Genomic DNA, 15,212 nt, shown 5'->3' with positions numbered 1-15,212 from the left:
TTCTAACTGCTATTGGAACTCAGGCATAGCGCCAAGTTTTGAATGCCACACTTGAATATGCGTGTACTCATCTTCGATCTGTACTTTGAACGCGCCCTTCATTAAGTTAATGAATAAGAAACCCGTGATGTCAGCAATGGAGACCTGTTCTCCCGCAACGTAACTTGACTGACTTAATCTCATCTCTAGCTTGTCTAAGAAAGCGATCGCTCTTCCCTTGGATTCCTCACCCCATTCGCTCACACAGTTCTCGCGATCCGAATAGAAACCTGTGATATTTCTGAATGCTTGGAAGCCAGCAATCAAGCCTTGAAACTCAACAATACGATGCCACATTTCTACTTGCGCACTTTGCACGCCAGGCGTACCAAATAAATTTGCTGAATTAGGCACCAGGTGGTCGAAGTAACGACAAATCGCTACCGACTCACTGATGTTGGTACCATCATCAAGCTCCAACAGCGGTACTGTGCCGCTGGCACTCTTGTTCTGAAATTCTGGCGTAATGTTTTCTCCACCTTTAAGATCAACCGAAACTCGGTCTACCTCAGCACCAATTAACTTAAGAAAAATAGATACACGTCTACAGCTTGGCGTTGCCGCCGATTCATACAATTTCATTCCACACTTCCTTATTAGAAACAATAACCTAGTCAGTCTAGCCAATAATTTAGCTCATGCTCATCGTTTTGCATACTGCTGTCACACAACTGACATTAGACAAAGAACACAACCTACAATGCCTGCAAACAACTACAATTACTACATTCAAGATATAGAGACACGATAATGAAAACATTAACACTCACAGCAATAGCGACTGCAATGACACTCTCACTTTATGGTTGTGGTGGAGACAGTGGTGATAACAAGACTGCGACCTCCCAAGTCTCTTTCTATGTTTCTGACGCACCAGTAGATAGTGCAGAAGAAGTGATGATTACCGTAGAACAAATCGAGGTGACCAGTGAATCTGGTGAGACTTACACTTATGATGTAACCGAAGGCAACAACGCCTACGCACAGTTTGATATCTTAGATTATCAAGGAACGGAAAGGCTATTAATTGCAGAGGACTTCACTCTGCCGGTTGGCGAATACAAAAGCATGACCCTGCATGTGGTGCCTGATTCAACAGGAACCATGAACTATGTGTTAGACAACCAAGTACAACACCCGCTTAAGCAGCCAAGCAACAAACTAAAGCTAGGTGGCTTTGAGGTAACGGTAGAGGGAACCCAAGGATTCACCATTGAATTCGACCTTCGCAAGTCGCTTGTTGAACGCGGAGTTGATGCAAAAAATGGGTATATCCTAAAGCCTCATGGTATCAGCATTCATGACAATACTACGGTGGCACGACTTAGCGGTACCGTAAGCAGTGCCCTTTATACCGGTGACAACTGCCCTTCCGACACTGATGAGATAACAAACGGTTTTGTCTATCTCTATGCAAACCATGGATTGGAAATAGGCAGTTTGGTGGACAATCTGGACCCAACGGATGAGGAGTTTGTAGGCGACCTACCTACTGAAGGCTATCAAGTACCTGTTGCTTCAACCTCTGTCGATTCAGCTACCGGTGCTTATGAATTCGGCTACCTAGAATCAGGGCAATACACCATCGCATACACCTGTAACGGTTTGGGAGATGATCCTATCAATTGGGACATGCTCGATATCCCATATACCCAAACCAGTTTGGATACAGGTAATGATGGAATCGAAGAGGTTGAACTTACCGATGGTATGGACAAGATTGTCGACCTAGATGCAGTTCAGCCATAATATTATTTAGGTTCTAACTGACAGTGATGAATTAAAACCAAGGGCTTTTATTTCTAATTAAAGCCCTCTTTATAGGGACGGGTCATAGCGAGTTAAATTCGTATAAGTATCACAAAGCCTCGAATTCGGGGCATATTTTACTGTCGACAATCCCTCCCGTATATGTTCATCGACTAAGGCGTTTACACTGCTTTCTGTATTGAAGCGGCGTCGTCCCATTTTGCTCCTTAAATTGTCGAACAAATGCTGCCGATGAACCGTAACAAACCATCTGTGCAATCTGCTCTATCGAGTAATCCGTCTCTTTTAAGAAACGTTTGCTTTGCTTATCCCGAACAGTGCAAGAAATGCTTCTGTAGCTTAACCCTTTACTATTTAGAAGATTTTGTAGCGTTCTCGGATGCACCCCCAACATAGTGGCTGTACGAGATTTACTAATATCTCCGAGTGGCATAAGCAGTAGAATTGAGTTAGTTACAATCTCTATCAACGACTTATAGTGCTGCAGTCCACGCGATAGATGCCTACGCATTTGGTAAGTCACTTCCATATGCAAATCCGGCTTTAAAGCAAGTTGTGATTGGGAAAACTCAAAGCCATTAAAATCACTTCCGAGCAATACCTTACAGCCAAAGAATGCCTCAAGTCGCTCAAGTTCTCCCTTATACTGGTCAACAAAGCAAACTCTTTGAATCTTGAGTCGCTCACCAAAAGCCATTTTGAATGTCTTAAATACACCACCAATAGATAAAAGCGCGTGTTGGTTAATGTCCATTTCCTTATCAAATAAGAACTCAACACTGTGTCTAGCGATATTCCCTCTCAACTCTAATTGGTGACGCGAACCTCGATTTTGATAGCTGTATAAGCCTTTCAATACCGGATAGATGTTCAGCATCGTCTCCTGAGTTGATATCAACAACATCGCCACGTCTAAAGACTGGTAGTCAATTCTTCGACTCAATTCCAAACTGAATAATGGATCGGCGCTTTCCTTCGCGGCCACATTGAGCAACTGTGTGAAATCCTGATGGCTCAATTCGAATTTGTCGTTGTGTAAACTTGATATGGGCAGGTTTAGTTTTGCGGCAAGCACAGCAGGATTCATCGCGTACTCCGAGCATAACCCCGGAAATGCTGTTAAATACAACGAACTCAAGCGATATTCAGTTTTCATTGTGCATTCTCATAATATCAATTATTCCTCTTTCCTTAATTCTATACTCCCTGCCAGCAGTTTGGTCAAGGATGATAATCGCTCACACAAATGCAACCCATAATTCAATTTAAGAGAAGTAATATGAAAACTCTAAATCGTACCCTACTCGCTTCAATCCTAACGGTCACCTTGTTCGGCTGTACAACTCACAATACCTCTGTAGCAGAGAACGAAATTACTACACCATCTGGTACCTTCAGTTTTGACAATGACTTTGTTCACGGTTTACCTACCCAAGAAACGTCAGAACGAATCTTTAATGAAATTGATTATCAGCGCGCCTCACAAGCCTATATTTGGGCAGTACCATTGGTATCTAGCTATGCATGGAAACAAGCCTATGCCGACATGGGCGCAGAAGATGGGCAAATATCTTACGTTGAATCACATAAATCAAAACTAGGCGGACTGACATACAACACCTCAACACCCTACGCTATCACCTGGTTTAATGTAGAAAAAGAACCGGTAGTGGTTGAAATCCCGACTAACGAACTGCGTGGCGCGGTCCATACAATGTGGCAGATTGGTATTTCTCAAATGACGGAGCCTGGCACTTACGTGATCAAAGCAACAGGTAGCGAAACACCAAGTAATCTACCTAAAGATGCTGTTGTTCTCGAATCTGACACCAACAATGTTTTCTTTGGTGTACGTCTGATGGCGAATACAGAAGAACAACGAATGCAAGATCTTGCGAATCTAAAGATCACTCATATGGACGGTTCTCCTTTAACAACAAAAGGAGTTAATTTTCCCAAGGTCGGTTTGGATGCGAAGCAACCACGAGGTATGCAATTTTGGGAAACTTTAGACCTAGCAATGCAGTCCGAGCCTGTAGCAGAACGTGACCGTATTATGCACGATATGCTGCGTCCTCTTGGCTTTGAAAAAGGATCTAAATTTACTCCAAGCCAACATCAAACCGTACTCCTAGAACAAGCCGTCGTTATGGGTGAAGCTATGGTAAAAAACATAGACTTTAATAAAACAGAGCGCCTGCCACAATCCGCGTACGGCCCTAAGGGTAATACATGGGAGGTAGCAACAGCATCAACACCTAACCAAGACCGCGACCACGGTATGGATCTAGATGGCCGTGCTGCATGGTTCTATGAAGCCGTCACCAATGACATTGCAATGCACGGATTTGAAAACGGCGGTTGGGGACAAATCTATCTAGATAATTATCGCGATAATGACGGGCTCGGGCTCAACGGTAGTGAACACTACACATTAACATTGGATGGTGATGCTAATTTTGCCGATCTGTTTTGGACCATTACGGTGTACAACGTAGAAAATCGAGCCATCATTGACAATAAAATTCAGCGAGCTGATGTCGGTTCAAACGTCCCTGGCACTGAAAAAGATGCCGATGGTAACTACACATTCCACTTTTCTCCAACCAAGCCGGATGGTGTTAACGAAGCCAATTGGGTAGAGACTCGTCCAGATGAGAACTGGTTTGTGTACTTCCGTGCTTACTCTCCAAGCAAAGAATTTGTTGAACAAGCATCTGACACCATAGTGCCAAACTTTCAGCGAGTAAAATAACCCCGAACATACTGACCATTAGATAATCCAAGGGCCTCAACTGTTTTAGTCGAGGTCCTTTTCTATTCGTGTCTCCCGATGGATTTCTCCAATCACATCAAATACCTGTTGTCTAACCACTGGGCTAACCCTCTATTTTTGGTAATCCAGATTCAGAATACTGCCAATGATTCATCGAATGGACGAGCTTCATCTTTTTCACCAAGTAGTTGAGCCTGGCCAATCTTTGACTATGTAAGCTGATGATATCATCGCTAAGATCGCTGGCTCAAATACAGCACAGCGTCAGGCTAAGCTTAAAATTAAGGCTAACGAAGATCGCCCATACCCTTCAAAAGAATACTCAATCCACTTCTTGACGAAACTTGCATTCCTATCCGTTTACCTAGCATTTAATAACCATAGATTATTATTTGTATCCAGTTAATTCATTGTCGTAATTACACCGATTTACCTATTCTAGCCCTATGCAAACATCTGCATTGATGACTTCTTCGAATAGGTAAGATGATGAAAAAAACACTTCTGGCTACATCACTGGCAATTTTCAGTTTTGGATCAACTGCGGCTGATATTTCACCCGTTGATAATGTTAACTGGGACAACTATGTTGTTGCTGAAACCGATTGGAACTTCCTACAGGTCGCCGAAGAGGTTGGCGTCAATACCTGGGTACATAACGCCCCTGTCAGCAAAGAAAATCAAACCGTCATTCGCTCTAATAGAGACGTGGTTTACTCCCTAGCTGTGGTCGATGTCAGTAAAGGAGCTACTTTTTCTGTTACCGATAAGAATAATGATGAGTTTCAGATCATCCACATTATCGATGAGAATCATCTGACTCATAAAGTCGTGCGCCGTGGCGAGACGGTGACAATCACTCCAGAAGATCTCTCGGGTGGTAATCATGTGTATCTACTGTCTAGAACAAAAGACAATGGCGATGTAGAAGATGTGAAGCGTCGCCAACAACTGCTGTCTTTCTCTGCAAACTCAAATACTCCATACAATGCAAAGGGTTATGAAGAGCAAAACGTTTTGGACTATCGCTTGAAGCTCATTGACAATGTCATGAAGGGCGAAGCAACTGTAGAGGGAGCAAAAGGTTTTGGTATTACTCGTAACGACGTAACCGACCATGACTATCGATACGTTTCAGCCTTTGGCTGGGGTGGTCTAATGCCTGATACAGCACAATATTTAGAAGCCATTACCGGCCAAGGTGATACGCAGTGTCAAGAATGGCGTGTTGACAAGCCTAATCTGAATCAAGAACTTGGCGGTTATTGGTCTATCACCACCTACGGAAGTAACGGCTGGATAGCTAAAGACAATTTCTACATGGCTGGTGAAGATATGCGAGACAACGGCGATGGTACCGCTTCAGTTTTCTTCAACTGTGGTGGTGACTTGGCACAATACTCTCTTGATGTCGAAGAAAACTGGGCCGCCATTATTCGCTTCTACGAGCCAGTAGACGTGAAAGAGACCCTAGATTACATGCAAAACCTTCGTACCGTGAACGTTAGAACACTCAAGTAACCCTAGAATTCGCCGGTGTCTTGTCACCGGCTTTTCTCAGTTAATATCCTAAACGTGTCTGAAACCATATTGTTGACCCACAACTGTACTGGGTGGCGACGTTTGTTATGCGAGGAAATAGCGATAACGTCTTTAAGTTCAGCAGGCGTGGTCATTGGAAAATAAACGGGTGAAAATTCATTCTGTAAAGCTACTGCCAAATTATTAGAACACGGCAGGATCAAATCATGAGCTTTGAGTAAATCGAGAAGCATGTGCAAATACGTACTTCGCACCTGTATGTTCGGTTTCATTCCCTTGCCCTCAAAGTAACGGGCCACCATAGCGACACTTTCATTCCAGCCAGGCACAACTAAGCTCACAAATTTAGATGTATTGGCATCCTCCATCGTCATCACCTTCCCTGCCAATGGGTGGCTATTGCGCACGAGCCCGACAAAATCATCTCCCCCAATGACTTTTTGGACAAATTGTTTACTCGTCTCTAATGGGGAGTAATTCACTGCGCATTGGATATCACCAGTTAAAATCTTATCTAGGGTATTCGATTGCCAATTAACAATATTAAGCTGTGCCTTGGGGGCTTCCCGAATAATGCGCTCACTCAACGCGGAACCCAACCAGTTCACAATAAAACCATTCATCGCTACGGTTATTCGACCATCATATTCTTTCGGCTCAAAGGATTGCTGCCCCGAAACGGCACCATCAAGCTCAAGCAACAAGCTGGGAATGTTCTCACCCAACTCTAAGGCTCTTGGTGTTGGCTCCAGGCCCGCATAAACTCGCGTAAATAGCTCATCACCAAAGTAGTCTCTTAAGCGACTTAACGATTTGCTCACCGCGGGCTGGCTGATAGACAGTTTTTCTGCTGCAATACGCGTGTTTTTTGTCTCTAACAATACGCAAAAAACTCGAAGTAAATTGAGATCTATTCGTTTCATTTCTATATTTTCTGGAACATGATTAAGTCTAACTTTAGGTTAATCAAAAGGTTAAGCCAAGTTATTAGTAGTTAGATAAACTCAGTTGCCGTTCCATATGATTAAACAACTAGCACCGGTTGGGTCATACCTGAATCAATTACGAGATTGACTCATGTACTTTAAGAGCGCGTCTCGGTCTTGCCTATTATCTAACCCCCGATAACTCATGTAGGTGCCGGGAATTAGAGTTTTTGGCGACGCCAGAAAACGCTGTAGCAAGGGCTCTGTCCATATTTTATTTTCCTTGGCAAAGTCCTGCATCCCGTCTGAGTAGCGCCTAAAATCTTGATCACTTGCGATACGTTTGCCTACGACGTTGTCTATATTTGGGGCTACTGTGGAAGAAAAGGTATTTGAATGACACAGCGAGCATTGGGCGTAGAGTTGTCTTCCTCTATCTAACGAACTCATTGTTTCTTTCAAATCAACCTGAGCTGTGTACCTACGTCGCATATCCAGTAACGTCGAAGCCTGCTCTTGCGTTAGGCTTTGTCGAATCTCTAACATCACCTGAGCTTGCTCCCAGGTCATACTCGCTTCTAATATTCCCGTTTGTTTCCCGTACTCTATAACCTTTGTCTTATCTATAACTTCACCCTCTAGAGCGACCTCTAAAGTACGAAGTAGTTTCCCTCTAGCTTGCATAAACTCTTGAAACTGACTGTTATTAATCTTTGCAGTTTGCTGCAATTGTTTACCTTGTTTGTCCGTTAAAAGTGACATGACCTCTTTTGATACCTTGCCACGCTTTACACCATGATTTGATTCAATTCGCAAGCTCACGAAACCAAAGTGTTGGCTAGGCTTGCCAACAACCTCAAAGTCATTAAATTCAGCAGATCCCGTAGACCAACTTAACAATCGAGCCGCAAGATTAGTTAACTCTTTTTTATCTGCTTTGCTCATCTTGAGTTTAGGACCATCAAAGGAGAGTTCATGGCCTCGACCCGCAAGGTGCGCTTCCCTAATAGTCTGCAACTGCTCTCTTTGTTCGTTAGTGAGCGTTGGTATCAGTTGCCCAAAGGACTGAGCAATAACTCTGCCCAGTTCGGCTTCGCTTTGGCCATAATCCTGACCTAAGAGTAAAAAATCAGTTCTGGATAGACTTTCGCCAACCAACAAGCCTTCAAGTGCTCGATTGATCTCATAACGACTCTCAATGACCTGTTTAAACGGCGCTTTTTGATCTTCTACTAGTTCTAACAGAATCTCTGTTTGTTTCTTATCTAATACAGCCAAGGTTTGCTTGGCAACTTGGCTTCTCGATAAGCTGTGCCCGCTAGCCACTCGAAGACCAACAAACCCAAAATAGTTCGCCAAACGGCCGACAGAGATATAATCATTGTTGGACGAACTACCGGTTAGCCAGGATAAAGTACGTGAAGCGATCGCGTCTGTTAATGCTTTTTCATCGACTTGTTGCTGAGTCACATCCCGCACCATTTCGACCTCGTTGGAATAGGATGAAAAACTGGGCGGTAGAAAAAACACTATCCAAAGTAATATCTTCCTGAAGTCCATTTGAAGCCTCTTTAGGTGCTCTGTTTTGAGTAAAACGTGTCTTGATTTTAACAGCTAGGAATGGAATACGAGTGCTAAACACTCTGGATTTACAATGCTTTACTTTACTTCCCTTTTAGAACGCACTTAACTCAGTATTTACTGTGGGCCGCCTAGGTCTGGTACTGGTACCAGAACAAAGGCTTCAGATTACTCGAGCTAAAGATCCCACTCTAAAGGCAGCAATGCTTAGGTACTGCCACTAGACTGATTTATATGATTTTATCCTTGAAATGAGGAGAACTATAGGTAAATAAAAACTACAAGCTGAACATTGCATAAGGAGATGCCAAGGGATAAACCGTGCGTGCAGAAGTTTCTCTTTGGTATAACCCATTCCCTACCCAGTGCTCTTTTTTAATCCGTTTATGTGTCTTTTTCTTGCTGATCAAAGCGACACAAGTGAGAAACAATGCCACGCCTACAATGATTTGAGCTACAAGCGCAGGAATGGCATTCACATTAGAAATGACAACGATTCCAGTGAGAAAAGCAAGTAAGGTCGAGACAATGATCAACCCAGATTTTATTGCTAATTGCTTATAGTGAGACGCGCCTAGAGAATGCACCTGAGCAAAATAAACTGGAGTTAAACCTCTAGGATCAATAGCAACCCACCCAGTAATCAATTTTGTTAGAAAAAGGGAAAGCATCTTTTTAGCCTCCCTTCGCTGCAGTTAGTGATACTCGACTGCTGGTTTGCTTATGCTTGCGCCATTTATGGACACCCAGTAGGGTTAGTTTAATAACAATAAAAATCATGACCGACTCGTTAACAGAATGAATGTTCGGCCATTTTACGAATCGTGCTTCCCTTGGCATCAGCAAAGGGTTAGTGTTCCATAAGGCTGATATAACAAAATTATAAAACCATAAATATCAGAAACTTAATTGAGGATAAACAAAATTATAGCCACCAATACAGGGAGCAATCACGCATATAACAAGACAGTGATATAAAGCTAATCACTTGCTTATGACTTGTATTGACGAGACAAACATAATGACTCTTTATTAAATGAAGCGGTTATTATGCCCATGCAAATAGATAGCATTTTTTACGCCATCAAAGAGTACGATGTCATTCTTGGAGCGGCGTTTATCGCAATATACTGGGGACTAAAGCGATTCACGCTTAAGACTATTGGGGCATTATCAAAAAGGAAATCCGTTTCTGAAGCTCGAAGCATGTTTATTCTTCGTTGCTTTAACATTCTTTATCTTCTTGTCTTAATCGGTGCGTTTCTGATTGTCAGTGGTATAGGGTACGGTGAGTTCGCCATTTTCATGTCGTCTGTGTTTACAATACTTGGTGTAAGCTTTATTGCTCAGTGGTCAATATTGAGTAATGTCACAGCAAGCTTTCTTATCTTCTTTGTTTTTCCTTATCGCATCGGAGACTACGTCATCATCGCTGATGGTAATGACATAGAAGGCACACTCCTTGAAATCAAGATTTTTCATACCTTGTTGAAACATCCAGAAGGTAACATCATTACCTATCCCAACTCTTTACTTCTGCAGAAAAGTGTCACTAAGGTCGTTAAAAAAAATCAGTGCACTTCAGCAAAGAATTACACTCAAACTGACAAAAACAAACGGCGTTATCCAAACTCTGAAAAGAAAACAACACTCCGACATAAATTGCTCCCTCAATTAAAAAGGAACCAAAAGGTCTCACTTAGCCAGAACCCTTAGTGTTCATGCTCAACTTTGTTGCTGCTAAGTTCTTTGATTAAGGAATCCAGATTACTATCGAAAAATAACGGACTCGCTATTTCTAGGGCAACCGGTGAAGAGGTGTTTTGAGTTGCTTGTAAATATAACTCCTTAGCTCCATCGGTATGACCTCTTGCCTCTTCTGCTTTTGCTAACAAGAGATAAGTCAATGGCGTATGTTGATTGTAAGGAATAGACAGCAATACCTGTAATGCCTGATCAGGTTTCCCTTCTGACAGGGCAAGGATGGCATAGGCCTCACAAACTTTTGGGTTATTGCTCTTTTCTAAAATAGACGCTAATGCTAAAGAGTATTCTTGATTCAGGTCTTCAATTAACTCTGCTTGTTCATCTTTGTCACTGGAAAACACTGACATAATTTCGCTAATGTAACTCACTGCAGTAGCATAAGCATTGTCTGGCACCAACTCCCTCGCCTTGCGAAAATGCTCAACCGCACTGTCAAAATCAACACCAAGATAAGTAAAACCTGTCGCTGTCATTAAGGATTTAAGGGCTTCTGGATTTTTGGGAAAGACCGAAATGTCTCGCTCCATATCCTCTTCGGGAATTTTGATGTACATCGCTCTTAGTAGATCATCAATCATGTTAGGAAACGTCTCATGGAACCTAGCAAAATTGGTGGAGTAACGACGATTCAAGTGGGTTTGATCTGAAACGCGATTGTGATACTGAACTAACAGCCGCAATTTTTTTCCGTCTCGGCTTGGCGCGGTAGAAAAATTCAGCTCAACTGCTGCTAACTTCCTATGCTCTTCAGATTTCACCACCCGAATATTGCTATAAAAGCCGATATGCTCCACTAATTTAATCACCACACCATACAGCTCAGGTTTATCTACTACATCCTCACTGATATTCAATACCGCATAACGAAACTCATAATGACTCAAATGGCGGGATGCATTTACTGCATCCTTAGGTCCATTGATTTGATGTTGATATATAAGCAGCGAACTCAAGGCGATAACAATCAGAGTAAGCACAATTACTGGCAGGCGCGATTTGTTAGATTTTGTTTGGGGCAAGCTCGATGGCTGGGGTTCAATTTGACTTTCCGTTTCGATAGTTCGCTGAACAGAAGCTGTAATAACGTCGGGCTCTGGGGCAACCTTTGTAACAGAATCCTGAACAGATTCCTGAACAGGTCTCTGAACAGGTTTCTGAACAGCAATCGCTTCAACCTTAACCTCACCATCGAAGCGATAGCCACGCTTTGTAACCGTGACAATGTAACTAGATTGCTTCTGGCTGTGCTTCTTTAGGAGTTTACGTAATTCAAATACCGCTTGAGTTACCGCTTGGTCGGTTAAAACCGTACCTCCCCAAACGTGTTCGATTAATTCATCTCGAGTATGAGTAAGCCCAGGGTTTAAGCAGAAGTATTCAAGTAATTTAGAGATGCGATTATCAATCGTGACGAGAGTATCAGCAAACTGGATCTGACCTTCGTTGGGCACAAAGCACCACTCATCGACAATAAAACTGATATTTTTCTGAAGCATCTACGACAACTCATCTTTTTTAATGGATCTATGTCTAAACATAGACGCAATAGAATGATTTTTCAGGCAATTTTTAACTATCTACTCCAAAATCAACACCATCACGCGCTACGCCTTATCACCACCACATAAGAATCAGATTTCGCAGCCAGATATCCTGTTTGTAACGGCCTATTTTTCTAAAAATCAGAACTTTTTCACTATAAAATTCAGATAAGTTCAGCACTAAGTCACTGTATTTATTGGTTTTATATCTTTGTTATCACAGCCTTATTAACTGCTTAGCTTTCGTTTATGCCAATACCTCGCTCAATCATCAAAATGCACCCCATACCGCAGGCATTAAAAGGAACACATTTCCTAAACCTGCTAGCAGCAGGAAGCAAAGAGTCAATTGACCACAAACTCATGGATTAGAACAATTTATTCAACTTTGATATTAGAGTCTTAAACAAATGAAACTTAATAAACTAATCCTTCCATTCGCTTTGTCCTTTTTTGTTACTCAAGTGAATGCTAACCCTTATATCGGTGCTAGCTACCTTTACTCTGATTATCAGGTAAAGAACGAAGATACTGATTTCTCCGATCAGAATAGTGGCTACAACCTTTACCTTGGATATCAAATTCATGACATGTTCGCTATCGAAGGCGGATATGCAGACTTTGTTGATACACATAAAGATTTTGAACATGTCTACTCTAATGCTTGGATAACAAGTGCAAAAGTGATGCTACCCATTGCCATCTTTGATGTTTATGGCCGTGTTGGAATTGGTCACTTCCAAAGTAACCTTGGAGACACTAATGATATTTACTACGGGGTTGGCACAGGCGTGTCATTAGGTCCTGTTCGTTTGGCGCTTGAATATACCGCGTATGAAGCCAAAGTCGTCGAAGATAGCTACTCAATCAGTGCAGAGTTTCACTTCTAACACCCCTAGCAAACAGATGGCTTCATAACTACCTATTACAGATGACGAAGCCAGCTCTATACAATTTAAGATACAGAAATTTTGGAAAGACAGATGACGAGTAAAATAAAGATTGATAAGTTGGCTCTAACGACAATGTTCCTATACGGACTAATAGCCTATAGTGGCGCTGCTAGAGCGGAATCCAACACCTCCGTGAACACCTCCGTGAACACCTCAGTTCAAGTTGGTATGGGTATTGACCAAGGTTTGGGTGCGGTCCTTAGACTGGATAACAAGTTCAATATTGTTATCGGTAACGATGGTATGGCGTTTGATTATCACTTCGCTCGTGGTAGCTTCTCTAGTGATATTCCTTTTACCTGGTTTGTTGGCGCCGGTGCCTACTACGAGTGGGATGACGATTTTGGTTTGAGAGTACCGCTAGGTCTAGATTGGAATTTCGCTAGCAACTGGAATGCTTATGCACACATCAACCCAGAGTGGCAGATAGAGAGCTCTTCAAAACTGAAACTAGGAGCAGGCTTTGGAGTGAGCTACCGTTTCTAAGTCATGATTCAATATAGAGCCGATGCACTTGCATCGGTTTTTTGTTTGTAGAGAAGTCACCCTCGTCTTTCATTACGCCCAATAGCTTTCACGGTCGGTCTAATATACATGTCATCATGTTGTAGACAGTAAGTTCGCAGTAAAGCGTCATTCCGCCCTAAGTTGGAATATTTTTAGCTTCTAGCCTGACTTGCATACACAAGTATTGATAGTCGATCTAAATGTGATCTAACAGAGTATATGCCTTGTTAGACCACTACTTTGATGTTCAGCGATTAATAAACGTCGTCCCCGAGGTGCTTTCCGGGCTGGCGTACCTGTCGGGGACCTTGTATAAAAACAGATGCCCGATAAAAGCCCTCGGGCATGACGGGTACCCTATAAATCGTTATTCAAGCCTTGTGATGGAATCTTAGAAAGCACATGACTTGTTCGAGGCTCGGGACCGAATCTGCACCTTATATTCAATCTGCGCTTTATCATTTCTGAATGCAACGTATAATCCCTGCTCATTTTGTTCAAAACCAAACTATCAAAGAGTACTAGCATGTCAAAAATGTTTTTCAAAGGCCGTATCGAAACAAGACAGAACCACGTTATGTCTGGATACAACGTAAACCGTGACGTAAAAGCTGGTACCGAAGAAGCGCCAATTTCTATCACAGTGGCATCAGAAGAGCGTAAAGCTGAGATTGAAGCACTTGCAAAAGCGAACTCTATCATTGCTGATATCGTGGTAGATTCAGATCAAGAAGAAAATACCCTTGAGTTGGATACGCTATTAAACCGTCCAAAAACGACAGTGTTTGAGAAAACACCCAACAGAAACGACCCATGCAGCTGTGGTAGTGGTAAGAAATACAAGAAGTGTTGCGCCTAGCTTTTATATCTAACCGCTCAAAACCAATATCTGTTGAATACCGCCCTCACCCGGCGGTAACCTAGTTCACTGCAAATCAAGCCTCTTCGGCTTCACTCAAAGCAAACTTTATCTCTTCTGAGGAATACCCTTTTCTACTAAGCATGGCATACGCCTTTCCTCTCTCTGAATGAGTGCTTAGGTCATACTTTTTCTTTTGCAGCTGCTCTAAACAACTCGAGTAAAAATCGATTTGTTCATCGTTAATCAATCTTTCTACCACAGTATCTAGCTCTGAAATGTCTATCTTTCTTTGGCGCAGTTCTTGCCGAATGAGAGTGAGCCCTTTTCCCTTTCGAGCGTATTTTAGCACCTCTTTTTCTAGATCCGCTTTTTCAGCCTTTATTTCGAGATTCGTTTTGAGCTGCTCAACACTAGGGTGCTGAGCGATAGCTTGCTTGATCTGGGCATAAGTAAAACCCCTTTTTTGTAGGGTCGAAACTAGCTTCTCTTTGCTCATAGTCAACTCGCTATAATAGCTATTGATCCTATGATCAAGCATCACTTGTTCATCGATATTCAGTTGCTGTTTTACTTCCTCAATGACCTCAACAATAACCTGCTCATGGATGCCCTTCTTTCTTAGTTTATCTAGCATGTAACCAGAACCATATTCATTAGAAAATGAGCGCTCTATAAAGGATCGGCTGAAGTCTTGGTCCGATTTTAGATAACCAAAACCTCGCAGCTTCTCTAGCGTTTCTTGAATCCATTCCTCATTGTCGGTTTTTACTCTGAGTTTTGCGATAAGTTCTGTTTCAGTAAGGTCTCTTTGCCCTAAATGCCACATCGCAGAGTTCATCACGCTTTCAATACGCTTAGCTTTTCTAATTTGATTGGGTTGATCAGACAAAATATCTCTCTGTTTGCGCAGTTGACTATGCAAGATAGTGTAGAAAGGAAGGTGGATTA

General features: G+C 42.3%; 13 protein-coding genes and 1 pseudogene. 7 read left to right on the top strand and 7 right to left on the bottom strand.

Annotated elements, in window-relative coordinates; translation table 11 throughout:
• Nucleotides 1-9: 9 nt before the first annotated feature.
• Entirely contained in the window at nucleotides 10-621 is a 612-nt protein-coding gene (locus tag D5I41_RS06755; protein ID WP_119009123.1) for a glutathione S-transferase, read from the bottom strand.
• A gap of 168 nt (nucleotides 622-789) precedes the next feature.
• On the opposite strand from D5I41_RS06755, the gene D5I41_RS06750 reads away from it, so the two are divergent.
• A complete protein-coding gene (locus D5I41_RS06750) occupies nucleotides 790-1,788 on the top strand; it encodes a DUF4382 domain-containing protein (protein WP_119009122.1) in 999 nt (332 codons plus the stop codon).
• Nucleotides 1,789-1,954: 166 nt separating this feature from the next.
• On the opposite strand, the gene D5I41_RS06745 is transcribed toward D5I41_RS06750, so the two are convergent.
• The gene (locus D5I41_RS06745; protein ID WP_119009121.1) at nucleotides 1,955-2,965 is read right to left on the bottom strand and encodes an AraC family transcriptional regulator; all 1,011 of its coding nucleotides are present in this window, start codon (nucleotides 2,963-2,965) and stop codon (nucleotides 1,955-1,957) included.
• Nucleotides 2,966-3,088: 123 nt separating this feature from the next.
• On the opposite strand from D5I41_RS06745, the gene D5I41_RS06740 reads away from it, so the two are divergent.
• Nucleotides 3,089-4,564 (top strand): DUF1214 domain-containing protein, encoded by a 1,476-nt coding sequence (locus tag D5I41_RS06740; protein WP_119009120.1) that lies wholly within the window; start codon nucleotides 3,089-3,091, stop codon nucleotides 4,562-4,564.
• 510 nt (nucleotides 4,565-5,074) lie between these two features.
• Nucleotides 5,075-6,106 (top strand): DUF1254 domain-containing protein, encoded by a 1,032-nt coding sequence (locus D5I41_RS06735; protein WP_119009119.1) that lies wholly within the window; start codon nucleotides 5,075-5,077, stop codon nucleotides 6,104-6,106.
• Nucleotides 6,107-6,129: 23 nt separating this feature from the next.
• Here the strand turns inward: D5I41_RS06735 and D5I41_RS06730 are convergent, their stop codons facing one another.
• From D5I41_RS06730 to D5I41_RS06720, 3 genes are all read right to left on the bottom strand, one after another.
• Nucleotides 6,130-7,050 carry a LysR family transcriptional regulator gene (locus tag D5I41_RS06730; protein WP_119009118.1) on the bottom strand — a complete coding sequence of 307 codons (921 nt, stop codon included), beginning with the start codon at nucleotides 7,048-7,050 and terminating at the stop codon, nucleotides 6,130-6,132.
• Between the two features lie 135 nt (nucleotides 7,051-7,185).
• Nucleotides 7,186-8,523 (bottom strand): hypothetical protein, encoded by a 1,338-nt coding sequence (locus tag D5I41_RS06725; RefSeq protein ID WP_147094850.1) that lies wholly within the window; start codon nucleotides 8,521-8,523, stop codon nucleotides 7,186-7,188.
• A gap of 389 nt (nucleotides 8,524-8,912) precedes the next feature.
• Nucleotides 8,913-9,305 (bottom strand): hypothetical protein, encoded by a 393-nt coding sequence (locus D5I41_RS06720; RefSeq protein WP_119009116.1) that lies wholly within the window; start codon nucleotides 9,303-9,305, stop codon nucleotides 8,913-8,915.
• A 379-nt stretch (nucleotides 9,306-9,684) separates the two neighbouring features.
• Between D5I41_RS06720 and D5I41_RS06715 the strand changes: the two are divergent.
• A pseudogene (locus D5I41_RS06715) lies at nucleotides 9,685-10,245 on the top strand (mechanosensitive ion channel domain-containing protein); the annotation flags it as partial.
• A gap of 101 nt (nucleotides 10,246-10,346) precedes the next feature.
• On the opposite strand, the gene D5I41_RS06710 reads toward D5I41_RS06715, so the two are convergent.
• Nucleotides 10,347-11,897, bottom strand: coding sequence for a winged helix-turn-helix domain-containing protein (locus D5I41_RS06710; RefSeq protein WP_119009114.1), 1,551 nt, complete (start codon nucleotides 11,895-11,897; stop codon nucleotides 10,347-10,349).
• A gap of 455 nt (nucleotides 11,898-12,352) precedes the next feature.
• On the opposite strand from D5I41_RS06710, the gene D5I41_RS06705 reads away from it, so the two are divergent.
• From D5I41_RS06705 to D5I41_RS06695, 3 genes are all read left to right on the top strand, one after another.
• Entirely contained in the window at nucleotides 12,353-12,832 is a 480-nt protein-coding gene (locus D5I41_RS06705; protein WP_119009113.1) for a porin, read from the top strand.
• 93 nt (nucleotides 12,833-12,925) lie between these two features.
• Nucleotides 12,926-13,381 (top strand): hypothetical protein, encoded by a 456-nt coding sequence (locus D5I41_RS06700; RefSeq protein ID WP_235868875.1) that lies wholly within the window; start codon nucleotides 12,926-12,928, stop codon nucleotides 13,379-13,381.
• A gap of 547 nt (nucleotides 13,382-13,928) precedes the next feature.
• A complete protein-coding gene (locus D5I41_RS06695) occupies nucleotides 13,929-14,261 on the top strand; it encodes a PBPRA1643 family SWIM/SEC-C metal-binding motif protein (protein WP_119009112.1) in 333 nt (110 codons plus the stop codon).
• Between the two features lie 76 nt (nucleotides 14,262-14,337).
• Here D5I41_RS06695 and D5I41_RS06690 read toward each other — a convergent pair whose 3' ends face one another.
• Nucleotides 14,338-15,102 (bottom strand): RecX family transcriptional regulator, encoded by a 765-nt coding sequence (locus tag D5I41_RS06690; RefSeq protein WP_119009247.1) that lies wholly within the window; start codon nucleotides 15,100-15,102, stop codon nucleotides 14,338-14,340.
• Between the last annotated feature and the right edge of the window lie 110 nt (nucleotides 15,103-15,212).

This window comes from Vibrio superstes (assembly GCF_003569005.1).
In the GTDB taxonomy this organism is placed as follows: Bacteria; Pseudomonadota; Gammaproteobacteria; order Enterobacterales; family Vibrionaceae; genus Vibrio; species Vibrio superstes.
Note: the sequence above shows the minus strand (reverse complement) of the source record. Positions and strands in the feature narration are given on the sequence as shown.